This is a genomic window from Neobacillus canaveralius (assembly GCF_047237705.1).
Lineage (GTDB): Bacteria > Bacillota > Bacilli > Bacillales > Cytobacillaceae > Neobacillus > Neobacillus niacini_K.
The window spans coordinates 38,711-62,198 of the sequence record NZ_JBDFLL010000001.1 but is presented as its reverse complement, the minus strand read 5'-3'; the positions used below and the strand labels follow the sequence as shown (position 1 = coordinate 62,198).

The window sequence follows — 23,488 nt, the reverse complement described above, 5'->3', positions numbered from 1 at the left end:
TATTATTGCCTTTTATAAGGGAAGGCAATCATTTTTAACAAAAGCTAATTTAAGTCTAATAAAAATTTTTATAAAATCTTAGTTTATTCAATAGACAAACTAAGATTACCTTGCTATAATGCTGATTAAACAAAGGTAACGGATTAAGAGTAAGACAAATCTTGTAAGCATTTACATACCAATCTGTTACCGTAAAATCAAACCACTACTAGGAGGAATAACCAAATGGCTTATTTCGAAACAGTTAACAAAATTCAATTTGAAGGCGCATCATCTAAAAATCCTTTAGCGTTTAAGTATTATAATCCGGAAGAATTAATAAATGGTAAGACAATGCAAGAAATTCTGCGCTTCTCTGTTGCTTACTGGCACACATTTACAGCAGATGGTACAGATCCATTTGGTGTAGGTACAGCTATCCGTCCCTGGGATCACTTAAAAGGGTTAGATTTAGCTAAGGCACGTGTGGAAGCAGCATTCGAACTTTTTGAAAAATTAAATGTTCCTTTCTTTGCTTTCCATGATGTTGATATTGCACCGGAAGGAAGCACTTTAAAAGAAACAAATGAAAATCAAGATGTTATTGTAGGTATGATTAAGGAATACATGAAAACTAGTAAAACGAAATTGCTTTGGAACACAGCCAACATGTTCTCTAACCCGCGTTATGTACATGGTGCTGCAACCTCTCCAAATGCAGATGTATTCGCATACTCTGCAGCAAAGGTGAAAAAGGCATTAGAAGTAGCAAAAGAACTTGGTGCCGAAAACTACGTTTTCTGGGGCGGACGTGAAGGTTATGAAACACTTCTAAATACAAACATGAAGCTTGAGCAAGATAACTTAGCGCGCTTCTTCCATATGGCGGTAGATTATGCTAAAGAAATCGGCTTAAACGTTCCATTCTTAATCGAGCCAAAACCAAAAGAGCCTACAAAACACCAATATGATTTTGATGTGGCTACTGGTCTAGCATTCTTACAAAAATATGACCTAACAGACTACTTCAAGTTTAATATTGAAGCAAACCACGCTACTTTGGCTGGTCATACATTTGAGCATGAATTAAGAACAGCTCGTATTAATGGAATGTTAGGATCGGTTGACGCTAACCAGGGTGATACACTACTTGGCTGGGATACAGACGAGTTCCCAACTGATCTTTACACAAACACATTGGCTATGTATGAAATCCTCAAAAATGGCGGTTTAGGTAGTGGCGGCTTGAACTTTGACGCAAAAGTAAGAAGAGGTTCATTCGAAGCGGAAGACTTATTCCACGCACATATCGCTGGTATGGACGCATTTGCAATCGGCCTTAAAGTTGCTAACAAGCTAATCGAAGATAAAGTACTTGATAGCTTTGTTGAAGAACGCTACAGCAGCTATACAAAAGGAATTGGCTTAGAGATAGTCGAAGGAAAAACTAACTTCCGTGAGCTTGAAGCGTATGCCTTCGGATTAACAGAAATCAAGAATACATCAGGCAGAACAGAGCGCCTAAAGGCTTTAATCAATCAATATTTACTAGAAACACTTTCAAGTGTAACAGTTTAATCTATACTCAATATAAACATGAAAAAAGTGCTGGCAGCCTATTACTCCAGCACTTTTTTTAGAAAAGGATGATAAGGATGAAGTATGTAATCGGAGTTGACCTCGGCACGAGTGCCGTAAAAATCTTACTTGTGAATCAAAAAGGGGAAGTGTGTAAGGAAGTTTCTAAATCATATCCTTTGATAATTGAAAAATCCGGTTATAGTGAACAAAACCCAGAAGAATGGGTAGAAAAAACAACTGCTGGATTGGCTGAACTAATCGGTCAATTTGATGGAGACGTAAACGATATTGAAGGAATCAGCTTCTCCGGCCAAATGCACGGCTTAGTTTTATTAGATGAAAGCAATCAAGTATTAAGAAACGCGATCTTGTGGAATGACACAAGAACCACAAAACAATGTCAGGAAATTTATGACGCTGTGGGCAGAGAGCGTTTATTAGAAGTAACGAAAAATCCAGCGTTAGAAGGCTTTACTTTGCCAAAAATTCTTTGGGTAAAAGAAAACGAACAAGAAATTTTTCAACGCGCAAGTGTATTTGTGCTTCCAAAAGACTATCTTCGTTACCGGCTTACAGAAAATATCCACATGGAGTATTCTGATGCTGCGGGAACGTTATTACTAAACGTTGCACAGCGAGAGTGGAGCGGTGAAGTGTTAGACGCCTTTGGTCTTTCAGCTGATTTGTGTCCAGCTTTAGTAGAATCCCATGCGTTCGTTGGTACAATAACGGCTGAAATTGCGCAGGCAACAGGATTATCAGAAGCTGTTAAGGTTTTCGCCGGCGGAGCCGACAATGCTTGCGGCGCGATTGGATCAGGGATTTTAACGGAAGGAAAAACATTAGCAAGTATCGGTACATCTGGCGTTGTGCTTTCTTATGAAGAAAGAAGTGACCTCGACTTTGAAGGCAAGGTTCACTACTTTAACCACGGTGAAGAAAATACTTACTATACAATGGGTGTAACCCTAGCTGCTGGCTATAGCTTAAGCTGGTTTAAAGATATATTTGCGAAGGAAGAAGCGTTTGACCAATTTTTAGCAGGTGTGGATGAAGTTCCGGCAGGAAGCAACGGATTGTTATTTACGCCGTATATCGTTGGCGAAAGAACTCCACATGCGGACTCAAATATTCGCGGCAGCTTTATTGGTATCGACGCTGCGCATGAGCGTAAGCACTTTGCCCGTGCTGTCCTTGAGGGAATAACATTTTCATTAAATGAATCGATTGATATTTTTAGAAGCAGCGGGAAGATCATTGATTCCATCGTCTCAATTGGCGGTGGCGCTAAGAATGACACATGGCTGCAAATGCAGGCGGACATCTTCAATGCAAAAATTGAAAAGCTTACGAGCGAACAAGGCCCTGGAATGGGTGCTGCAATGTTAGCGGCATATGGCTGTGGCTGGTACCCATCACTTAAAGAATGTGCTGAGGTATTTATCCAAACGGCAAAGACCTATTTCCCTATTCAGGAAAATGTTGAAGCCTATCAGAAACTATTTACAATCTACAAACAAGTTTATTTACAAACTAAGGAATTAAATGAACAATTAAGAGAGTTTAGAAAATAAGAGGATTCTAATGGAAAAATCCGCAAATAAAAGCACCCCGCAGTTAAGTCTGCTAGCCATTACTTGGCCAATTTTTGTAGAACTATTTCTGCAGGTAATAATGGGCAGCTCGGATACTATTATGCTGTCGTATATTTCGGATGATGCTGTCGCAGCTGTGGGTGTGGCAAACCAGCTTATATTTTTATGTATTCTCATCTTCAGTTTCGTTTCAAGTGGGACAGCTGTTGTTCTCTCTCAATACTTAGGTGCAGGTTTAAAAGATGAAACCCAAAAGGTAATAGCGATCTCAATAACCCTCAACCTTGTCATTGGCTTAGTCATTAGCTTATTAATGGTTATTTTTAGAACAGAACTATTAAGCTTCTTTCATCTGCCGGAGCATATTGCTGAACTAGGGGAACAATATCTGATGATTGTAGGAGGAACAGTATTCCTTCAAGCAGTTCTAATTACTGTTTCTTCCATTCTAAGAGCGAATGGCTACACTAGGGATGCCATGATGATTCCATTACAATGAATGTTATTCATTTGATTGGGAATGCCATCTTAATCTATGGATTGCTGGGATTTCCGGAAATGGGTGTAATCGGCGTATCCATTTCAACTGCCATTAGCAGGGCCATAGCCTTGGCTCTTATTTTAAAGTTACTGTATGATCGACTTCCGATTAACCTTAAATTAAGGGATTATATAACGATTGATGGTATTCAAATTAAAAGGATTCTGAAAATTGGGGTTCCAGCGGCCGGGGAACAAATTTGTTTCAACCTCAGCCAGTTACCTATCACGGCCATCATTGCGATGCTGGGTGCAGCTTCATTAACCGCCCGTGTGTATACACAGAATATAGTGTCTTTTATTCTTGTGTTTGGCCTGGCGATGGGACAGGGAACGCAAATTCTAATTGGCTACAAGGCAGGTGCCGGAGATTTTGAAGGAGCCTATCATCAATTACTGAAAAGTCTGCGGTATAGTTTAATTATGACGGTGGCAATTGCGATCATAGAAGCTATCTTTAGAGAACCTCTGCTCAGTTTTTTCACTAAAGATCATGAGATTATTTCTATGGGCAGTACATTGTTATTGCTTTGTCTTATCCTCGAGCCGGGGAGAACCTTTAACTTAGTTGTTATCAATTCCTTGCGTGCAACAGGGGATGCAAACATTTCTCTCATTATGGGCTTTATATCAATGTGGGGAATAAGTGTACCATTAGCCTATTTTTTAGGGATTCACCTTGGATTTGGCTTACCGGGGATCTGGATTGCATTTATTGTTGACGAATGGTTTAGAGGAATTACCATGTACTTTAGATGGAGAAGCCGGGTTTGGGAGAAAAAAGTTCTGGTTCAAAATCAAGTCACAACCACTGTCTAATTATTTTAGAATACTTCTAGTTGACTGGCCTTAGCCAGTTCTCTTAAGCAAGGGAGGAAAGAGAAATGAAGCTGGACCAAGGTCAAAAACTCTTATTTATCGGTGACTCTGTAACAGATTGTGAACGAGCAAAACCAGAGGGTGAAGGTTTATTTGCTGCCCTGGGTAAAGGGTACGTATCTTATGTTGATGGGCTGCTTCAAGCTGTTTATCCTGAATTAGGAATTCGGGCAATAAATAAGGGCATTAGCGGCAACACCGTCCGTGATTTGAAAAATAGGTGGCAGGAAGATGTCATCGATCAAAAGCCAGATTGGTTATCCATTATGATTGGAATTAATGATGTATGGCGTCAATATGATACTCCTTTTATTAAGGATTGGCATGTGTACATTGATGAATACGAACAAACGCTTAGGGAGCTCGTGTTGGAAGCAAAGCCATATGTGAAGGAAATGGTTCTAATGACTCCATTTTATTTGGAGAGCAATGAACAGGATCAAATGCGCCGGTCAATGGACCAGTACGGGCAGGTTGTCAAAAAAATAGCGGAAGAAACAAATTGTTTATTTGTGGATACACAGGCAGCATTTAATTTTTTATTAAACGATCTGTACCCAGCAACTATTGCTTGGGACCGTGTTCATCCTTCTACTGCGGGACATATGGTACTGGCCCGTGCTTTTCTGAAAACAATTGACTTTGATTGGAACCGTTCTTAAGCAGTGTCTAAATTGAAAAAAGATTAGATAAAGGAGTTGTCGTTATGAATTATCGTGAGCTAGGTAATACAGGAATCATGATCAGTGAGGTCAGCTTTGGAACATGGGCAATAGGCGGTTCATGGGGCAGGACGAGTGATACAGAAGCCCTGAAATCTTTAGAATATGCAATGGACCAGGGTGTTAACTTTTTTGATACTGCCGATGTATATGGTGATGGTCATAGTGAAGAGTTATTGGCCAAAGCCACGAAAGGCAAGGAAAACCAGATACATATAGCAACCAAGTTCTGCCGTCAGGGTGATATTTTTGATCCGAAAAATTACAGTTATGAAAAAGTAAGCGCTTATTGTGAAGACAGCCTGCGCCGATTAAACAGGGAAGCGATAGATTTGTATCAAATCCATTGCCCAGCAACAGAGATTTTAAGAGATGGCAGTGTTTTTGAGGTACTAGACCGTCTGAAGAAGGAAGGGAAAATTCGTCACTATGGTGTCAGTGTGGAAACCGTCGAAGAAGGACTGATTTGTTTGGAACATCCTAATGTAAAAAGCCTGCAAATCATATTTAACATGTTCCGTCAAAAGCCAGTAGAAAAGTTATTACCTGAGGCTTATCAAAAAGGCGTAGGCCTGCTTGTTCGTTTACCGCTGGCGAGCGGACTGCTGACTGGTAAATTCACCACTGAGCATGTTTTTGAGGCCGATGACCATCGCTGCTTTAATGAAAATGGGGAGGCTTTTAATGTAGGGGAAACCTTCGCAGGTCTCGGATTCCGTAAGGGTGTCGAATTAGCTGACGAATTAAAGTGGATTGCAGAAGACCGTAAATCAATGGCTAGTGCAGCACTTCGCTGGATTCTTGATCAACAGGAAATTACGTGTATTATTCCTGGATTTAAAAATGTTAAACAGGTAGAGGACAATCTCTCTGCTCTTGATACGAAGCCATTCTCTGCAGAAGAACAGAAAGAGATTCAACGGTTCTATCAGGAAAAAGTAAGGGATTTTATAAGAGGTCCTTATTAAGGGAGTGTGCATGATGATTAACGAAATTCCTACATCGCAGAGAGCTGTTGCCATTACATTTGATGATGGACCAAATCCGATTTATACCCCGCAAGTTTTAGAGATTTTCTCTGAAGCAAAAGGAAAAGCAACTTTCTTTATGATCGGTGAACAGATGAAGGATCACCCAGATGTTGTAAAGCAGGTTTGTGACCAGGGACATGAAATTGGAAATCATACTTTCACTCACCCAAAACTATCTGAGCTAAGTGTACAAGATTGTTTAAAGGAAATTGACGAAACGGAAAAATTAATAGAGGAAATGGCGGGAAGAAAACCTGTTGTCTTTCGTCCTCCATACCTTGATTATAATCAGGATACAGTATCTTTGCTCCAAAACAAGGGATACCCAATGATTGGTGCGCTAAATTTAGAGGCTCAGGACTGGGAGCAGCCCGGAGTTGAGCATATCCTGGGGAAATCGAGAGAGGCTGTAAAGAATGGAAGTATTCTCATCTTCCATGATGGCTATGGTGACCGATCACAAACTATAGAAGCCGTGCGGATGCTTGTTTACGAGTTAACATCACAAGGCTATCAACTCGCAACGGTCAGCGAACTATTAGATTTAGCATAACAAAAGGAAGCACAACTAAAGTGTTTGTGCTTCCTTTTGTTTTTTCTCAACTTTTTGAAAGGCTAGATAACAGGATGACATGATAATCCCTGCTGAGAGGCTTCCGCCGAAGAAGACTGATAGTGCGGGTAAAAACTTCATAACAAAGAATAAAGCCACAAAGCCTATTAGCATGATTATACTTGAGAGTGGATTCACCATCATGATAAAGAATGAGTTCTTAAACAGTTGAATGAATGTAACGTTATAGTGAACGTATACAGGAAATATATACAAAATTGTCATAACGATCGCAAAAATGATGAGGTATAAAGGAAGTTGAATAATCGTATCTATTTCTATATAGTTCAAATCAATAAAAATAATATAAGCAAATAAAGCTATGATGAGTCCTAATCTATTACCTCTAAGGAACTCTTTTTTATAGGAATTCCAAAATGTTTGAAATACCGGAATTTCAATTTCACCCATGATCCATTTACGTATGATTGCAAACATGGCAACAGTCGCAGGGCTGATTCCAAAGACAACAAGACCAAGAAGCGTGAAGCCAATCCATAATAAATTTACATAGGCAAACCTAGTGATCCATTCGGTAAGAGTATACAGGCCGCTAAATGATAGCTTATTCATAATCATTCCCCTTCTTATGGTGCTTAACTTTTATACACATTATAGAACAATAGGTACATGTTGAAAACGGTTAATTTCTAAATTTACAGATTTTTGATATTTTAAAATAATATTACGTTATTCGACAAAATGCGTTATAGTAAAAAAAACTATTTTAGAAGGGCGATATTATGTTCGCTAGATTACACAAATGGAACACATTGCGAAATCAAATACTTGTGGTATTTTTAGTGGTCATGCTGATTGTTTTAGCTATTGTCAGCTTAATCACTTTTAATAGAGTATCAACCCTGTTGAAAAATAATGCCGAAAAACAAATACACCAGACGGCAGTAGAGGCAAACGGAAGATTAGAATCTTTATATAAACAAATTAGCACTTCGTCTAAACTAGTCATGACAAATGATGCAATTCAGAGAACCTTAACAAAAGCATCTCAAGGAGAAAATATTAGTTTTGCTGAGCGGCAGCAGTTAGACGGCATAGTAACCACAATTCAAGCAAATACAGATGGGATTTTTTCGTTTGAACTTTATACAGATACAATGGATCGCTTAATCCCGTTAGATGACACAAATTTACTCACGAGAATTGACAGTAATTGGATTCAACAGGCTGATTATGCAAATGGAAGCCTAGTCTGGATTGGTGACGACCCGCGTAACTCTGATAACATCCTTGTACTCAGGCGGGTCAATCTATTAAACCACGGCTTTGAGAATGGCGGTTATCTGCTCATTAGTATTTATCGAGATTACCTTCAGTTTGTGGATCCAGATACATCCAATATTGAAAATCAGTATTCAATTTTACTAGACCAGTACTCTGAGCCGATTCTATCAAATTATAATGACCCGCTTGAACCGATTATTTTAGATCCTTCTCCTACGTTGACGTTGGACAACCAAGAGTATATGGTGACAAGACAAACGTCAGATGAAACAAGGTGGACACTGATAATCTTAACTCCGATTAAAGCCCTTACGGAAGGAATTAGTGTATTACGGTCGGGAATCATTATCGCTGGAATTATCGGATTTATTATCTTTTTAATCAGTACGCTGGGGCTATCGAGTTTTATTACAAGACCGATTGTTAAATTGACAAAGACTATGCAGCAGGCGAGCGCAGGCTCGCTAACCTTAAACCCTAGTGTTACCGCTGTTAATGAGATCAATGAGTTAAATAGTACCTATAACCAACTAGTAAAAGAAACAAACCACTTAATCAAAATGGTTTACCAAAAGGAAATTACCCGCAGTCGGAGTGAATTAAAAGCATTACAAGCACAAATTAATCCACATTTTCTTTTTAATACATTGGATGCGCTTAAATGGTCGCTTGAAGATAAAGATGAGGATGAACTGGCGGAGCTTGTAGTGGCGATGTCAAACTTATTCCGTTATACAATAACGAAGCAAAGTGATGGGGATTGGGTTCCAATCAAGGCTGAAATCAAACACATCGAAGACTATATGGAGATTATGAAAATGCGCTTTGGTGATCACTTAAAGTGGTACCTCGACATGCAGTGTGAATTAGGGCATGTCAGAATCCCGAAACTATTAATTCAGCCGTTAGTCGAAAATGCCATTCTGCATGGGGCTGGGAATACATCACAGCCATGTACCATATCTGTATCAATACAACCTACGGAAAATCAGGAATACCTTGAAATTGTCGTTAGAGATGATGGACCGGGGATGAGTCGGGAAAAACTAGACTCTATTAAACAAGCAATACATTCAGGAGGGGTCATTTCGAAAGGCGGAAATGGAATGGCAATTTCGAATGTACACAAACGCTTGGAATTATATTATCAAAAAAGTGGTTTGACCATTATAAGCGAAGAAAATAGAGGGACAAAGGTTTCGTTTGTCATACCTGTGAAGGGGGAGGAAGACCATGTTGAAAACAAAGACGATTTTAATCGTGGATGATGAACCAAGAACCCGGCAAGGGCTGAAAAAAAACTTAGATGCATGGGCGAATGGGAATTACCAAATTATCACCGCTTCAAATGGAGAAGAAGCCATCCAAATGATGAAAGAGAATAAAGTTCATATCCTCATCACCGACATCCGGATGCCGGAAATAACAGGATTAGAATTATTAAAAATTGCAAAAGAACTTAATATTTTTCCTGTAATCATCGTGATTTCGGCATACTCTGAGTTTGAGTATGCCCAAGAAGCCCTTCGTCTAGGGGTTATAAACTATCTCCTAAAACCAATCAGCAAAAAGGCGTTAATTGAGGCTGTAGAGGAAGCGCTTAAAGAGGTGGAGAAAAAACAACGGGCGGGCTTGATCGAAAAAGTAGTCGATACGAAGCTTGTGGATGCCAATACCCAAAATCCACAGAATCGTGAACCAATCAGAGAAGCAATTGACTATATCAACAACAATCTCAAAAATGAGTTAACCCAGAAAGAAGTTGCGGACCATGTTCATTTAAACCCAAGCTATCTAAGCTCGCTTTTTAAAGAACATGTGAAATTAACCTTCAGTGAATATGTAACTCGCCGCAGAATCCAGCGGGCAAAGGAATTGTTAATGACAACCAATCTCCCAATTAATGATATTGCCGAAGAATCCGGCTATAAAACGGCAAAATACTTTATTAAAATCTTTAGGGAATTAGAAGGTGTGACACCAAGCGCTTACCGAAAAAACAATAATGAAAAGGCTTTCTAAAAATAGTGGCATTTTTCCTAATGGTTGTGACCTATTTTTCAGAACTATCAGAATGTAAGATATAAATGTAAGCGAAAACATACAAAAGGTCATAGGGGGAATCACGATTGTTTAATAAGAAAACGGTTGCAATCTTCATGTCAGTCATTATGCTACTCTCTCTAGCACTTGCAGGATGTTCTTCTTCAAGTTCTTCAGAGGAAAGCAGTGCAGATGGTAAAAAGGTTATTAAATTTATGCATTTATGGCCGGAAGGCAGCTCAAATGCTCAGTTCTCTATTGTAAAAGATGTGATTGCAGAGTATGAAAAAGAGCACACAGATATTAAAATCGAAACTGAAATCCTAAACCCTGATCAATACCGTGAAAAGCTGAAAGTATTAGCTTCATCAAATGAACTGCCAGATATCGGTATGACATGGTCAGATGGTTTTATCAAGCCTTACGTTGAAGGTGACATGTTAGCTCCACTAGATGATATCGTTGAAAATGATGCTGACCTTAAAGATGCATTTATCCCTGGTGTAAAGGAATCATATGCAGTAGATGGAAAAACATATGGTCTTCCACTTGAGTTAAATATTTCTTACGTATTCTACAACAAAGAAATTTTTGAGAAATATAATTTAGAAGTTCCAAAGACTTTCGAAGAGTATAAAAATGTTGTAAAAACTTTAGCTGACAACGGTGTTGTTCCTGCAACTGTTGGTGCGAAAGACGGCTGGCCGGCATCATTCTGGTTCATGTATCTAGCAGACCGTATAGGCGGATCTACTATTTTAACAGACGTTATTAAAGGTAAAGCAAAAATGGACGACCCAGCGATTGTAAAAGCAGCTGAGGAAGTACAAAACCTAGTTGATATGGGTGGATTCGTTAAAGGTTCAAGTGCATTATCAAACGACGATGCAAAAGGTTACTTCATGAATGAACAGGCAGCGATGTTCTTAACGGCTACTTGGGAATTGCCAAACTACACAACAAGCCCTGACGTGGCACAAGAATTCAAAGATAAGATTGGCTATTTCAAGTTCCCTACATATGAAGGCGGAAAAGGGGAAAGTATCGACAGCTACGTAGGCGGACCTGGTGTTGGTTTATTCGTAGCAAAAGATTCTAAAGTACAAGAAGAAGCAAAAGACTTCGTTGGATACCTTGTAAAGAGATGGGGAGAAAAATCAGTAATCGACGCTGGTGTTATTCCTGCAACGAAAGTAGACACAGCAAGCCTTGATCTTGCTCCAATGTACATTGAAATCTTAAAGGATTTGAGCGAAGCATCAAACGTTACAACATACTTTGATACTCAATCCAGCCCGGCTGTATCTGAATTACATCATGATTTAGTAACTGCTCTCTTTGGAAAACAAGTGACACCGGAAGATTTTGTGAAACAACACAAAGATGAACTTGCTGAAGAGAAAAAGTAAATGGCCTAATCAAAATCTCAGTGTAGAGGGCATACAGGTTATGCCCTCTATCATTTTAGCCGCCTTTTCAAATAAGAAGGGAGTATAAACATGAAAAGTGTAATGTCAAACAAATGGGTAATCAGCCTTTACGTACTTCCATCGTTACTTCTTATTCTGCTATTAATCTATATCCCGATTGTCTTAACTGGATATTACGGTCTAATGGACTGGAACGGTATCGGTAAGATGAAATTCATCGGTTTAGAGAATTACATTGAATTAGCAAAGGACACAAAGTTTTGGCAAAGTGCATGGCATTCCCTATTGCTGGGTCTTTTTTCCACTTTAAGCTTAGTTGGTTATTTAATTTTATCACTAATTTTAGCAAGTAAAATTAAAGGTGCTAACTTTTTAAGAAAAATTTACTTAATCCCAATGTTATTATCTTCTGTCGCTATCGGACAGCTTTGGGCGAAAATTTTTGACCCTACGAACGGTATGCTTAACAGAATGCTAGTGTTGATTGGCGTTGACAATCCTCCGCTATGGTTAGCGGATTCTAATATCGTATTATATGCGCTCTTTTTTCCAATTGTTTGGCAATATGCCGGTTTCTATATCATTATTTTCTATGCAGCATTAAAAAATGTTCCGGAAGAACTGATTGAGGCTGCAAAAATTGATGGGGCCACTTCCATTCAAATTGCTTATAAAATTAAGGTTCCTTTAATCGCAGGTGTAATCAAAGTCATGATCATCCTGGCGATAGTCGGTTCGTTAAAGTACTTTGACTTGATCTTCGTCTTAACTGGCGGCGGACCTAACGGTGCCTCTGAGGTTATGGCATCATACATGTATAAAGAAGCATTCAGCAAGTATAACTTCGGATACGGAAGCGCTATTGGCTTCGGTTTATTGGTCATTTGTATTGTTGCAACATGGGTAATTCAAAAGTTACTTAATACAAAAGATGTCGACTATTAAAAAGGGAAGTGAAAAGGATGAGTAGATTTGCACTAGAAACACAAAAAACGACCCTATCAGCTTCTTATAAAACGAGTAAAACACTAGGAAACAAAATTGGATATGGAATTCTTTATTTTATCCTAGGAGTAATTGCAATCATACAGGTGTACCCGCTAATATGGTTATTCCTGTTCTCCTTAAAAACAAATCAGGAAGTTTTCGGGATGTCCCCGTTTGCGCTCCCGCAAGATCCACAGTGGGGCAACTACGCGAAGGCCTGGACAGCAGGTCATATCGATGTTTACTTCTTTAATAGTGTTTTTTACACGGTGGCTGCAGTTGTAATTACTGTTATCCTTGCCAGCTTTGTAACATTTGCTATTACGAGAATGGAATGGAAGCTAAGTGGATTGGTCCTTGGTTTGTTTATGGCTGGATATATGATTCCGCTTCATTCAACCTTAATTCCATTATTTAATTTCTTTAAAACAGCAAATATGATTGATAATCCAATGTCTGTAATCTTATCGTATGTAGCATTTAACTTGCCGATTACGATTATGATTTTAACTGGATTTTACAAAACCATTCCACGGGAGATTGAAGAAGCAGCCGTTGTGGATGGCTGTTCTATCCACCGGATCTTCTTCCAGATTACACTTCCAATGACAGTACCAGTGCTTTCAACCACTGTCATCATCAACATGATCTATAACTGGAACGAATTCGTATTCGTTAACACTTTCCTGAGCTCTGACAAATGGAAAACCATTACCGTTGGGGTAAACAATTTCGTAGGACAGTATTTGACGGATTGGGGAGCAATTGGTGCCACATTGATGATTAGTATTATCCCGGTATTGATAGCTTACTTTATTTTAAGTGATCGTATTGTTGAGGGTATTGCAGCAGGATCTGTAAAAGGATAATGATGTAAAAAAGCTGACTTGAAAACGAGTCAGCTTTTTTACTATAAAACACATAATTAGTTAACTTGCGGCCCATAAAAAGATTTCAGACAACTTTCATAAACAACCTCTGTCGAATATCAATGTAACGAGGACAAATACCTGTTATAATATAGGAAAGATATATGAATGTTGACGAAGGGGTTGGTAAAGATGAAACTTATCATCGCTGTTGTTCAGGACCAGGATAGCAATCGGTTATCAAAAGCACTGGTTGATCATAATTTTAGAGCGACAAAGCTTGCCACTACAGGCGGCTTTTTGAAATCTGGCAACACCACCTTTATGATTGGAACAGAAGATATTCGTGTAGATCGTGCCTTGCAAATCATAAAAGATAATTGTAAGTCTCGAGATCAATTAGTAGCACCCGTCTCCCCTATGGGAGGAAATGCTGACTCTTTTGTACCTTATCCGGTTGAAGTTGAGGTCGGCGGTGCTACGGTTTTCGTTCTTCCAATTGAACAATATATGCATTTTTAAATCAATAATATATGTAAGTGGGTGATAAACTTGGTGAAAACATGGGATCAACTAGAAGAACTTCAGCCTACCGTTTTAAAAATGTTAAAGAACAGTTTGTTGAAGCATCGTGTCGCCCACGCCTATTTACTTGAGGGAATCAGAGGGACTGGAAAAAAGGAAATTGCCTTGTTAATCACAAAAGCTATATTTTGTGATTCTTTACTAGAAGGCTATAAACCATGCGAGACCTGTCATAATTGCCGTCGTATTAATAGCGGTAATCACCCAGATGTCCATAAGGTTGAGCCTGATGGACTATCGATTAAGAAACAACAGATTCAAGATCTCCAGCAGGAGTTCTCAAAAAAAGGTGTGGAATCGTCAAGAAAGGTTTATATGATTAGTGACGCTGACAAAATGAGTGTGAGCGCGGCAAATAGTTTGTTAAAGTTTCTTGAGGAACCAAACTCACAAACAACAGCTTTTCTATTATCAGAGCAGCCACAACAATTGCTGCCAACCATTCTTTCACGGTGCCAAATTTTATCATTTAAGCCATTATCTCCATTAGCGATGATTAATCAACTGACTGAAAACGGTGTAAATCCAATGAAAGCGCCCTTATTAGCACAGCTAACGAATAACCTTGATGAGGCATATGAGTTAAATGGTGATGATTGGTTTGCACAAGCTCAAAAGATAGTGGTAAAATTATATGAGGTGTTGAGAAAAAATCCTTTAGAAGCAATGGTTACTCTTCAAGGAGAATGGTTCTCACACTTTAAAGAGAAAGAACAGATTAATCGTGGTTTAGATCTTTTACTTCTTATTTTTAAGGATTTATTATATATACAATTAGATAAACAGGAGCAAATCGTCTTTATAGCTGAAAGTGACCGGTTGAGACAGTATGCTCTTGAAACATCCGGACGGCGGTTATCGGATCAAATGTCGGCTATTCTCGAGGCAAAAAGGAAGCTTGCGGCTAATATGAATCCGCAGCTAATGATGGAAGAGCTTGTGTTGAATTTGCAGGAGGGATCTTCATTTGTATGATGTTGTAGGAGTACGCTTTAAAAAAGCGGGTAAAATCTATTATTTTGATCCTGGAGACCTCTCAATTCAAAAGGACGACTTTGTAATTGTCGAAACAGTGCGCGGCGTAGAATACGGCAGGGCCGTGGTTCCACGTAAACAGGTTGAAGACCATGATGTCGTTTTACCTTTAAAAAAGGTAGTGAGAATTGCAGATCATAAGGATCGAATGATCGTTGAAGAAAATAAACAAGCTGCCCAGGAAGCATATGATGTTTGTAATGAAAAAGTAAATGGACATCAATTAGATATGAAACTAGTCGATGTTGAATATACATTTGACCGAAATAAAGTGATTTTCTATTTTACTGCTGACGGAAGAGTAGATTTTCGTGAGTTAGTAAAAGATTTAGCGTCCATTTTTCGGACAAGAATTGAATTGCGCCAAATCGGTGTCCGGGACGAAGCAAAAATGCTTGGAGGAATTGGCCCATGTGGAAGAATGCTATGTTGTTCCACATTTTTAGGTGATTTTGATCCCGTGTCCATTAAGATGGCCAAGGACCAAAATCTCTCATTGAATCCTACTAAGATATCCGGTTTATGCGGTAGACTAATGTGCTGCTTAAAATATGAAAATGATGAATATGAAGCTGCTAAAGAACAACTGCCGGATTTAGGTGAAATGATTGAAACTCCTCAAGGTCGAGGAAAAGTGGTAGGATTAAATATATTAGAGCGGGTACTTCAGGTGGAACTAAAGGAACAGGATCGAGTTCTGGAGTATACATTGGACGAAATCATTAAAGAGGGTGCCTTGTCTATACAATCCACAGATTAAGAGGTGTGCGACGTGGATAAAAAAGAGATATTTGAATCAGTAAGTAATATGGAAACACAAATTGGCCATCTTTACCAACAGCTCGGAGAATTAAAGCAGCATTTAGCCGAAATACTAGAAGAGAATCACTATTTAAAGCTAGAAAACGAACATCTAAGACGCCGTTTAGATGTAACCACGGACAAAGAAAAAAAGAATGAGAAAGTTAAAAAAGGGACAACTTCTCGCGTGTCTGCCGGAGATCGGACTTTAGATATCGGAGAAGGATATGATAATCTTGCTCGTCTATACCAAGAAGGATTTCACATTTGTAATCTTCATTTTGGAAGTTTACGTAAGGAAGGCGATTGTTTATTTTGTCTCTCCTTTCTTAATAAGAAATAACATGAAGAGGTTGACACAGGTCAACCTTATTTTTTTACATATTATTTAGAGGTGTATAGGATGGTTATGTTAAAGGGTGATGAACGGCTTGATTACTTGCTTGCTGAGAATCTAAGGATTATCCAAAGTCCGTCAGTTTTTGCTTTTTCGCTCGATGCGGTTTTACTCGCTCGATTTGTGTATGTGCCGATACAAAAAGGAAATATCATTGATCTTTGTAGTGGAAATGGGGTTATTCCATTATTTTTGAGTGCCCGTACAAAGGGGAATATTATCGGTGTAGAGATACAAGAACGACTTTATGACATGGCAGTAAGAAGTATTGAATATAACAATCTTCAGGAACGTCTTCAGATGGTTCATGGAGATATAAAAGAAATACCTAAACAATTAGGTTATGGAAAATATGATGTAGTTACCTGCAATCCTCCCTATTTTACAACAGCTTCAAAAGAGGAAATAAATCCGAATGAACATCTCGCGATTGCCCGCCATGAGATCCTATGTACTCTTGAAGATGCCGTAAAGGCTTCAAGTCAACTGGTGAGGCAGGGTGGGAAGGTGGCATTTGTCCATCGTCCAGGAAGGCTGATGGATATCATTACGGTCATGCGGCAGTATCGCCTTGAACCGAAGCGCATTCAGTTTGTCTATCCAAAGCAGGGGAAAGAGGCCAATACATTACTAATTGAAGCGATTAAGGATGGCAGTCCTGATTTAAAAATACTTCCACCTTTATTTGTTTATAATGAAGAGGGGGAATATACAGCAGAAATCAGAAAGATTTTATATGGAGAAAAATAAGGGGTTGTTGTTAGATGTGGCAGCAAAAGAGTTATGAAAATGAGGCGCAAAAAGGAATACTATATCTTGTCCCAACACCAATTGGCAACCTTGAGGACATGAGTTTTCGTGCTGTAAGGATTTTAAAGGAAGCAGATTTGATTGCAGCAGAGGATACAAGAAATACAAAGAAGTTATGCAATTACTTTGAAATTCAAACGCCAGTTGTCAGCTATCATGAGCATAATAAAGAATCAAGTGGTGAAAAGCTCATTCATAAAATTAAGGACGGCATGAAAATTGCTTTGGTGAGTGACGCTGGGATGCCAGCTATTTCAGACCCAGGGTATGAGCTCGTAGAGGCTGCAATAAGTGAAAAGGTAACCGTAGTGCCATTACCAGGAGCGAATGCAGCACTCCCAGCATTAATTGCCTCAGGACTTACCTGTCAGCCCTTTTACTTTTATGGATTCTTAGACCGAAGTAAAAAGGGAAAGAAAACAGAGTTAGAGAACTTAAAGAAACAAACAGGAACTCTTGTTTTCTACGAGTCACCACATCGACTAAAAGAAACCTTAACGAGTATGTATGATATCCTCGGAAATCGTAAGGTGGCTATTTGTCGGGAATTAACAAAAAAATTCGAGGAATTTATAAGAGGAAACTTATTTGAAGTAGTGGAATGGGCTCATCAGGATGAAATTCGCGGTGAATTTTGTTTGATCATCGAAGGTGCTGATGAAAGCAAATTAAAGGTAGAAGAAAGTTCCTGGTGGGAAAATTTGTCGATTGAAGAACATGTAAATCACTACATAACCGAAAAAGACATTCCTTCAAAAGACGCAATCAAACAAACAGCTAAAGATCGCGGCATTAACAAACGCGAGGTGTACCAAGCATATCATATCGACCAATGAGCATTAAAAAAAGCTTCTCCACTGAGGGAGAAGCTTCATTTATATTATTTTACTAATTCAAATTGGCTTTTGATTTCATTTACTAACTGTTCTGCACCTTCGCGGCTAAGGATTAACTTACCGCCAGCAAGTGCTAAGTTATCATCAGAAACTTCGCCAGTAACTTGGCAAGTCATATTTGGCTTGTATTTCTTTAAGATAATGCGCTCATCGTCAACATAAATTTCGAGAGCATCTTTCTCAGCAATACCAAGTGTTCTTCTTAATTCAATTGGAATTACTACACGACCTAATTCATCAACTTTACGGACAATACCTGTAGATTTCATTTTTTATAGCTCCTCTCGTATTTAACCTATTAATTTATTTCTCTATCAATTCGTCAATATTCGACATTATTTTTATAGATTAATAATACCAGCCATTCCCATTTCCGTCAATTAGTTTATAGTAAAAAATAATGGCAAATATTATCAATTCACAGGAATGTTGATATATCAATGTATAATGAATAATCATTCAGGTGAAATAGGTTTTTAACATTATTGTTGTTTTTGAATTACACTATTAACGCTTTTGTAAAATTCGACAAAAAACTACAATAATCTTCTATTTCAGTAATATATGTTTCGGTTGTGGTTCCATTTTTTTGGGGGGGGAGATAGAAAAATGGTAAAATAATTCTAAAGCTTATTTTTAGGCTTTATTGCACATTTATTGATTTTTGGGTATATTTTGATGATATAAGAGGATGAAAAAAGGTAATAATGTTTTAATAGAAAAGTCGATTGTTTACTACTAGGAGGGTATCAAATGCAAGAAAAATTAAAAACCTTTTATCTCACCACTCCGATTTATTATCCGAGCGGAAATTTACATATTGGGCATGCTTATACTACTGTAGCTGGAGATGCAATGGCACGCTATAAAAGGATGCGCGGCTTTGATGTGATGTATTTAACAGGAACAGACGAGCACGGGCAAAAGATTCAGCGCAAAGCTGAGGAAAAGGGGATATCGCCACAGCAGTATGTGGATGAAATTGTTGATGGGATTAAGGTTTTATGGAAAAAGCTAGACATCTCTTATGACGACTTTATTCGAACAACGGAAGAGAGACATAAGCAAGTTGTCGAAAAGATTTTTGCTAGACTACTTGAACAAGGAGATATCTACCTGGATAAGTATGAGGGGTGGTATTGTACTCCGTGCGAATCCTTTTATACGGACCGCCAATTGGTTGAAGGAAATTGCCCTGATTGCGGCAGAGCCGTAGAGATTGTCAAAGAAGAATCCTACTTCTTTAAAATGAGTAAATATGTCGATCGATTGTTGCAATACTATGAAGAAAATCCAGAGTTTATCCAACCGGAATCACGTAAAAATGAAATGATTAACAACTTTATTAAGCCTGGTTTAGAGGATTTAGCGGTTTCAAGAACGACCTTTGATTGGGGAGTAAAAGTGCCTGGCGATCCGAAGCACGTCATTTATGTTTGGATTGACGCGTTATCTAACTACATCACTGCCCTTGGCTATGGAACAGATAATGATAGTAAATATTTGAATTATTGGCCAGCAGATGTTCATCTAGTTGGGAAAGAAATTGTTCGATTCCATACTATTTATTGGCCGATCATGTTAATGGCTTTGGATCTTCCCCTTCCTAAAAAGGTTTTTGCTCATGGCTGGCTTTTAATGAAAGACGGAAAAATGTCCAAATCAAAAGGAAATGTAGTGGATCCTGTTACATTAATTGACCGCTATGGTCTAGATGCTCTTCGTTATTATTTACTCCGAGAAGTGCCATTTGGTGCCGACGGTGTATTTACACCAGAGGGATTTGTTGAACGAATAAATTTCGACTTAGCCAATGACCTTGGCAACCTATTAAACCGAACAGTGGCAATGATTGAGAAATATTTCGATGGTGTTATTCCTTCTTATACTGGTTCTACGGGTGAATTCGATGAAGCGTTACTTCAAATGAGTCGTGAAACAGTCACTAAATATGAGGAAGCCATGGAGAAAATGGAGTTTTCAGTGGCGTTAACATCGATTTGGCAGTTGGTGAGTCGTACAAATAAGTATATAGATGAAACACAGCCATGGACCTTAGCAAAATCAGAAGAACGAAAAGAAGAACTTGCTAGTGTAATGGTGCATTTAGCTGAATCTTTAAGAACAACAGCTATTCTTCTTCAGCCTTTCTTAACTGTGACACCTAGTGGTATTTTTCAACAGCTTGGCATTCAGGATGAGGAACTTAAAACATGGGAGAGTTTAGCTTCCTTCGGATCTATTCCAAATGGAACAAAGGTTTCGAAAGGAAACCCATTGTTTCCACGTCTTGAAATTGCAGACGAGGTTGAATTTATTCGAGGGAAAATGGGAGGTTCAACTCCTGTCGTTGAAGAAAAGCAAGAAGTTAAACAGGAAGAAAAACCGGAAGAAATTGATGAAATTGCTATAGATGATTTTATGAAAATTGATTTAAGAGTAGCTGAAGTTATTCAAGCGGAGCCTATTAAAAAGGCAGATAAGCTTCTAAAGCTCCAATTGGATTTAGGCTATGAAAAGCGTCAAGTGGTCTCTGGTATTGCCCAATATTATAAGCCTGAGGAGCTAGTTGGCAGAAAAGTAATTTGTATTACAAATTTAAAGCCGGTGAAACTACGTGGTGAATTATCACAAGGAATGATATTGGCAGGTTCAAAAGATGGATCTCTATCATTAGCCACTGTTGACCAAACATTGCCGAATGGTTCTAAAGTAAAGTAGATAAGTATTTAGAAGAGCCTTTATAGGCTCTTTTAATTTGAGAAATGTCTAGCTACAGCGCCTAGGGGCTCGGGTCATAAGCTTGTCTAGTTACGGCGCCTTGGGACTCGAGTCATAAGCCGCCCCCTGAAGAAGGCAAAAAGCGCCTTCTTGCAGGGTTCGTCTTATGCCTTCGTCCCAGGGCAGTCGCCTCCACATTTCAGACAATCCGTCAAGAAGGTTAAAGAGCAACCTTCTCGCCGGCTCGTCTTATGCCTGTCGCCCCTGGTCAAGGCGCTTCCGCTTTGAATTGTTCCACGTGAAACAAATTTCGTGGCATTTCCATTTTTTCTTTATAGGTTCGACAGGAAATAGTGATGAAATTCAACAAAGGAGTTTAACTAATGTTATTTGACACACATGTCCATTTAAATGCAGAACAATTTGAGGAAGACTTAGAAGAGGTAATAATAAGGGCCCAAGATTCCGGAGTGTCAAAAATGGTTTGTGTTGGTTTTGACAGACCAACTATACAAAAGGCAATGGAACTTGCTGAGAAATACGATTTTATTTATGCATGCGTTGGATGGCACCCTGTTGATGCGATTGATATGACTGATGATGATTTGCATTGGATAGAAGAGTTGGCCGCTCACCCAAAGGTAGTAGCGATAGGGGAAATGGGATTAGATTACCATTGGGACAAGTCTCCAAAGGATATTCAAAAAGAGGTATTTCGAAAGCAAATTCAGTTGGCCAAAAAGGTAAAACTTCCAATTGTCATTCATAATCGGGAAGCAACCGCTGATATTGTAGAAATTCTACAGGAGGAGGGAGCAGCTGAAGTTGGGGGAATCATGCATTGTTTTAGTGGAAGTCCTGAGGTTGCCGTAGAATGTCTAAAAATGAATTTTTACATCTCACTTGGCGGTCCTGTTACGTTTAAAAATGCCAAAAAATCCAAGGAAGTGGCAGCGCTTGTTCCAATAGAAAAACTACTGATTGAAACCGACTGTCCTTATTTAGCTCCTCATCCTTATCGGGGGAAACGCAATGAACCAGGATATGTAAAGTTAGTTGCAGAGCAAATTGCAGAAATCAAAGGGATATCTTTTGAAGAAGTTGCAGAAATAACGACTGCTAACGCAAAAAAAATATTCGACATAAACTGATAGACAAGCCTGTCGAAGTATATAGAAGCTTGTCCGAATTTTTTACTATAACTTAAAGTTCTACACGTCTCCTTTACCTCATAGGATAACCGTGTCGATAAGTTTCCCTTTGCAAATTTCCCAACTATATGCATAATAGGAAATACGTTCACAACAAATGCAAGGGTTGACAGCCGACAGCATGGTTCTCAATAATCTCTCCGAGAGAAGGAGGCGTTTTTCATCGTATTCAAAAACATGAAAAACCTGTTTTCCAAGTCTTTGAGTAGTAAAAGGTTGGCGATCACTTTTGCTAGTTTTGTAGTTTTAGCAGCACTTCTTGGTTTTTCATACTATGAAGGATCTAAGAAAACGTTAGCACTGACTCTTAACGGACAGCAAAAAGTAGTAAAAACGCATGCCAATACAGTTAAGGAAGTATTTACTCAACTGGAAATACCACTCAACTCAAAAGACTACTTGTCACCTTCAGGTAACGCTAAGGTGAAAGACAATCAAAACATTGTCTGGAAACAAGCAAAGCAGGTTCAAATTGTCCAAGACAACGAGAAAAAAACGATATGGACAACAGCAGGTACAGTCGCTGAGCTACTAAAAGAGCAACAAATTGTATTGAACGAGCAGGATGAAATTTCTCCAAAACCGCAGGAAAAGCTCAAAAGCAAAATGGATATTCGCATCAAACTAGCTCTTCATCTTACACTAGTTGACGGCGGGAATGAGCAACAGGTATGGTCCACTTCGGCTACGGTCGCTGACTTTTTAACACAACAGGGTATTAAACTTAATGAATTTGACCGAGTTGAACCGTCATTATCAGAGACATTGCAAAAGGATGGCGTTATTAACGTCATTCGCGTAGAAAAAGTCACCGATGTAGTGGAAGAACCAATTCAATTTGCCGTTATCACCAAGAAGGATGAGGGCTTAGACAAGGGAAAACAAGTAACTGTTACAGAAGGTAAACAGGGAATTGTTTCGAAAGAATATGAAGTCACCTTGGAAAATGGTAAAGAAGTCTCAAGAAAAATAATTGGTGAGCAGAAGCTTAGAGAAAAACTCGATAAAGTTGTGGCTGTCGGAACGAAGGAATTAGATATTCAAGTTTCCCGTGGAGCAGAAACTGGTACTGAGTTTTATGTGAATACTACTGCCTATACGGCATATTGTAATGGCTGTTCAGGAAGAACAGCTACGGGATTTGATCTGCGTGCAAACCCAGGTGCAAAAGTAATTGCAGTTGACCCACGAGTTATTCCGCTCGGGACGAAGGTTTATGTGGAAGGCTATGGTTATGCTGTAGCAGCTGATACTGGCGGTGCCATAAAGGGACACAAGATTGATGTTTTTTTCCCAACAAAGACAGAGGCTTTCCGCTGGGGAGTCCGAAAGGTAAAGATTAAGATATTACAATAAGCTTACCATTGCAGAGGTTTAATTTAGCCTCTGCATTTTGCTTTTTCTCTAATATTCTTTATACTTACATCAAATACATTAAGCTATTTACTAAATAATATGAATACATTTGTTAATATAGACGATGGACATTACAAAAATGTTTCATTTATTTTTCAATTT

At 38.7% G+C, this 23,488-nt stretch carries 23 protein-coding genes; 21 read left to right on the top strand and 2 right to left on the bottom strand.

What is annotated here, in order from left to right; all coding sequences use genetic code 11:
* Positions 1-225: 225 nt before the first annotated feature.
* The 7 genes from xylA (at position 226) to ABC255_RS00285 (ending at position 6,880) form a co-directional block, all read left to right on the top strand.
* Positions 226-1,557, top strand: coding sequence for a xylose isomerase (gene xylA, locus ABC255_RS00315; protein ID WP_412990866.1), 1,332 nt, complete (start codon positions 226-228; stop codon positions 1,555-1,557).
* A gap of 77 nt (positions 1,558-1,634) precedes the next feature.
* Positions 1,635-3,134, top strand: a complete 1,500-nt coding sequence (gene xylB, locus ABC255_RS00310) for a xylulokinase (RefSeq protein WP_412990865.1) — start codon at positions 1,635-1,637, stop codon at positions 3,132-3,134.
* Between the two features lie 10 nt (positions 3,135-3,144).
* Positions 3,145-3,654 (top strand): MATE family efflux transporter, encoded by a 510-nt coding sequence (locus ABC255_RS00305; protein WP_412990864.1) that lies wholly within the window; start codon positions 3,145-3,147, stop codon positions 3,652-3,654.
* The gene (locus ABC255_RS00300) at positions 3,651-4,514 is read left to right on the top strand and encodes an MATE family efflux transporter (protein ID WP_412990863.1); all 864 of its coding nucleotides are present in this window, start codon (positions 3,651-3,653) and stop codon (positions 4,512-4,514) included. Before ABC255_RS00305 ends, ABC255_RS00300 begins: the two co-directional genes overlap by 4 nt.
* Positions 4,515-4,579: 65 nt before the next feature.
* Positions 4,580-5,236 carry an SGNH/GDSL hydrolase family protein gene (locus tag ABC255_RS00295; RefSeq protein ID WP_412990862.1) on the top strand — a complete coding sequence of 219 codons (657 nt, stop codon included), beginning with the start codon at positions 4,580-4,582 and terminating at the stop codon, positions 5,234-5,236.
* A 44-nt stretch (positions 5,237-5,280) separates the two neighbouring features.
* Positions 5,281-6,264, top strand: coding sequence for an aldo/keto reductase (locus ABC255_RS00290; protein ID WP_412990861.1), 984 nt, complete (start codon positions 5,281-5,283; stop codon positions 6,262-6,264).
* Between the two features lie 13 nt (positions 6,265-6,277).
* Positions 6,278-6,880 carry a polysaccharide deacetylase family protein gene (locus ABC255_RS00285; protein WP_412990860.1) on the top strand — a complete coding sequence of 201 codons (603 nt, stop codon included), beginning with the start codon at positions 6,278-6,280 and terminating at the stop codon, positions 6,878-6,880.
* 15 nt (positions 6,881-6,895) lie between these two features.
* Here ABC255_RS00285 and ABC255_RS00280 read toward each other — a convergent pair whose 3' ends face one another.
* Positions 6,896-7,513 (bottom strand): YesL family protein, encoded by a 618-nt coding sequence (locus tag ABC255_RS00280; protein WP_412990859.1) that lies wholly within the window; start codon positions 7,511-7,513, stop codon positions 6,896-6,898.
* 170 nt (positions 7,514-7,683) lie between these two features.
* Here ABC255_RS00280 and ABC255_RS00275 point away from each other — a divergent pair, with 170 nt between their 5' ends.
* From ABC255_RS00275 to rsmI, 11 genes are all read left to right on the top strand, one after another.
* The gene (locus ABC255_RS00275; RefSeq protein ID WP_412990858.1) at positions 7,684-9,453 is read left to right on the top strand and encodes a sensor histidine kinase; all 1,770 of its coding nucleotides are present in this window, start codon (positions 7,684-7,686) and stop codon (positions 9,451-9,453) included.
* On the top strand, positions 9,422-10,207 hold the full coding sequence (locus ABC255_RS00270) for a response regulator transcription factor (protein WP_412998430.1): 786 nt from the start codon (positions 9,422-9,424) through the stop codon (positions 10,205-10,207). Before ABC255_RS00275 ends, ABC255_RS00270 begins: the two co-directional genes overlap by 32 nt.
* 137 nt (positions 10,208-10,344) lie before the next feature.
* Positions 10,345-11,637 (top strand): extracellular solute-binding protein, encoded by a 1,293-nt coding sequence (locus ABC255_RS00265; protein ID WP_374935227.1) that lies wholly within the window; start codon positions 10,345-10,347, stop codon positions 11,635-11,637.
* Positions 11,638-11,727: 90 nt separating this feature from the next.
* The gene (locus ABC255_RS00260; protein ID WP_412990857.1) at positions 11,728-12,603 is read left to right on the top strand and encodes a carbohydrate ABC transporter permease; all 876 of its coding nucleotides are present in this window, start codon (positions 11,728-11,730) and stop codon (positions 12,601-12,603) included.
* Between the two features lie 17 nt (positions 12,604-12,620).
* Positions 12,621-13,514 carry a carbohydrate ABC transporter permease gene (locus ABC255_RS00255; RefSeq protein WP_412990856.1) on the top strand — a complete coding sequence of 298 codons (894 nt, stop codon included), beginning with the start codon at positions 12,621-12,623 and terminating at the stop codon, positions 13,512-13,514.
* Positions 13,515-13,706: 192 nt separating this feature from the next.
* On the top strand, positions 13,707-14,036 hold the full coding sequence (locus tag ABC255_RS00250; RefSeq protein WP_090767872.1) for a cyclic-di-AMP receptor: 330 nt from the start codon (positions 13,707-13,709) through the stop codon (positions 14,034-14,036).
* Between the two features lie 30 nt (positions 14,037-14,066).
* A complete protein-coding gene (gene holB, locus ABC255_RS00245; RefSeq protein WP_412990855.1) occupies positions 14,067-15,074 on the top strand; it encodes a DNA polymerase III subunit delta' in 1,008 nt (335 codons plus the stop codon).
* Positions 15,067-15,894, top strand: a complete 828-nt coding sequence (locus ABC255_RS00240) for a PSP1 domain-containing protein (protein WP_335537295.1) — start codon at positions 15,067-15,069, stop codon at positions 15,892-15,894. The genes holB and ABC255_RS00240 overlap by 8 nt, the downstream gene beginning before the upstream one ends.
* Positions 15,895-15,906: 12 nt before the next feature.
* A complete protein-coding gene (gene yabA, locus ABC255_RS00235; protein WP_412990854.1) occupies positions 15,907-16,278 on the top strand; it encodes a DNA replication initiation control protein YabA in 372 nt (123 codons plus the stop codon).
* 60 nt (positions 16,279-16,338) lie between these two features.
* The gene (locus ABC255_RS00230) at positions 16,339-17,082 is read left to right on the top strand and encodes a tRNA1(Val) (adenine(37)-N6)-methyltransferase (RefSeq protein WP_335537294.1); all 744 of its coding nucleotides are present in this window, start codon (positions 16,339-16,341) and stop codon (positions 17,080-17,082) included.
* A 14-nt stretch (positions 17,083-17,096) separates the two neighbouring features.
* Positions 17,097-17,978, top strand: coding sequence for a 16S rRNA (cytidine(1402)-2'-O)-methyltransferase (gene rsmI, locus ABC255_RS00225; RefSeq protein ID WP_412990853.1), 882 nt, complete (start codon positions 17,097-17,099; stop codon positions 17,976-17,978).
* Positions 17,979-18,022: 44 nt separating this feature from the next.
* Here rsmI and abrB read toward each other — a convergent pair whose 3' ends face one another.
* Entirely contained in the window at positions 18,023-18,307 is a 285-nt protein-coding gene (gene abrB / locus ABC255_RS00220; RefSeq protein WP_045515586.1) for a transition state genes transcriptional regulator AbrB, read from the bottom strand.
* A gap of 484 nt (positions 18,308-18,791) precedes the next feature.
* On the opposite strand from abrB, the gene metG reads away from it, so the two are divergent.
* From metG to ABC255_RS00205, 3 genes are all read left to right on the top strand, one after another.
* Positions 18,792-20,759, top strand: a complete 1,968-nt coding sequence (gene metG / locus ABC255_RS00215; RefSeq protein WP_412990852.1) for a methionine--tRNA ligase — start codon at positions 18,792-18,794, stop codon at positions 20,757-20,759.
* 383 nt (positions 20,760-21,142) lie between these two features.
* Positions 21,143-21,910 (top strand): TatD family hydrolase, encoded by a 768-nt coding sequence (locus tag ABC255_RS00210; protein WP_412990851.1) that lies wholly within the window; start codon positions 21,143-21,145, stop codon positions 21,908-21,910.
* Between the two features lie 237 nt (positions 21,911-22,147).
* Positions 22,148-23,326 carry a ubiquitin-like domain-containing protein gene (locus tag ABC255_RS00205; RefSeq protein WP_412990850.1) on the top strand — a complete coding sequence of 393 codons (1,179 nt, stop codon included), beginning with the start codon at positions 22,148-22,150 and terminating at the stop codon, positions 23,324-23,326.
* Positions 23,327-23,488 lie beyond the last annotated feature (162 nt).

What these genes read in the sequence shown, in the direction of transcription:
- xylA (WP_412990866.1), top strand. Translation starts at nt 226, where the DNA reads ATGGCTTATTTCGAAACAGTTAACAAAATTCAATTTGAAGGCGCATCA.
- xylB (WP_412990865.1), top strand. Translation starts at nt 1,635, where the DNA reads ATGAAGTATGTAATCGGAGTTGACCTCGGCACGAGTGCCGTAAAAATC.
- ABC255_RS00305 (WP_412990864.1), top strand. Translation starts at nt 3,145, where the DNA reads ATGGAAAAATCCGCAAATAAAAGCACCCCGCAGTTAAGTCTGCTAGCC.
- ABC255_RS00300 (WP_412990863.1), top strand. Translation starts at nt 3,651, where the DNA reads ATGAATGTTATTCATTTGATTGGGAATGCCATCTTAATCTATGGATTG.
- ABC255_RS00295 (WP_412990862.1), top strand. Translation starts at nt 4,580, where the DNA reads ATGAAGCTGGACCAAGGTCAAAAACTCTTATTTATCGGTGACTCTGTA.
- ABC255_RS00290 (WP_412990861.1), top strand. Translation starts at nt 5,281, where the DNA reads ATGAATTATCGTGAGCTAGGTAATACAGGAATCATGATCAGTGAGGTC.
- ABC255_RS00285 (WP_412990860.1), top strand. Translation starts at nt 6,278, where the DNA reads ATGATTAACGAAATTCCTACATCGCAGAGAGCTGTTGCCATTACATTT.
- ABC255_RS00280 (WP_412990859.1), bottom strand. Translation starts at nt 7,513, where the DNA reads ATGAATAAGCTATCATTTAGCGGCCTGTATACTCTTACCGAATGGATC.
- ABC255_RS00275 (WP_412990858.1), top strand. Translation starts at nt 7,684, where the DNA reads ATGTTCGCTAGATTACACAAATGGAACACATTGCGAAATCAAATACTT.
- ABC255_RS00265 (WP_374935227.1), top strand. Translation starts at nt 10,345, where the DNA reads ATGTCAGTCATTATGCTACTCTCTCTAGCACTTGCAGGATGTTCTTCT.
- ABC255_RS00260 (WP_412990857.1), top strand. Translation starts at nt 11,728, where the DNA reads ATGAAAAGTGTAATGTCAAACAAATGGGTAATCAGCCTTTACGTACTT.
- ABC255_RS00255 (WP_412990856.1), top strand. Translation starts at nt 12,621, where the DNA reads ATGAGTAGATTTGCACTAGAAACACAAAAAACGACCCTATCAGCTTCT.
- ABC255_RS00250 (WP_090767872.1), top strand. Translation starts at nt 13,707, where the DNA reads ATGAAACTTATCATCGCTGTTGTTCAGGACCAGGATAGCAATCGGTTA.
- ABC255_RS00230 (WP_335537294.1), top strand. Translation starts at nt 16,339, where the DNA reads ATGGTTATGTTAAAGGGTGATGAACGGCTTGATTACTTGCTTGCTGAG.
- rsmI (WP_412990853.1), top strand. Translation starts at nt 17,097, where the DNA reads ATGTGGCAGCAAAAGAGTTATGAAAATGAGGCGCAAAAAGGAATACTA.
- abrB (WP_045515586.1), bottom strand. Translation starts at nt 18,307, where the DNA reads ATGAAATCTACAGGTATTGTCCGTAAAGTTGATGAATTAGGTCGTGTA.
- metG (WP_412990852.1), top strand. Translation starts at nt 18,792, where the DNA reads ATGCAAGAAAAATTAAAAACCTTTTATCTCACCACTCCGATTTATTAT.
- ABC255_RS00210 (WP_412990851.1), top strand. Translation starts at nt 21,143, where the DNA reads ATGTTATTTGACACACATGTCCATTTAAATGCAGAACAATTTGAGGAA.
- ABC255_RS00205 (WP_412990850.1), top strand. Translation starts at nt 22,148, where the DNA reads ATGAAAAACCTGTTTTCCAAGTCTTTGAGTAGTAAAAGGTTGGCGATC.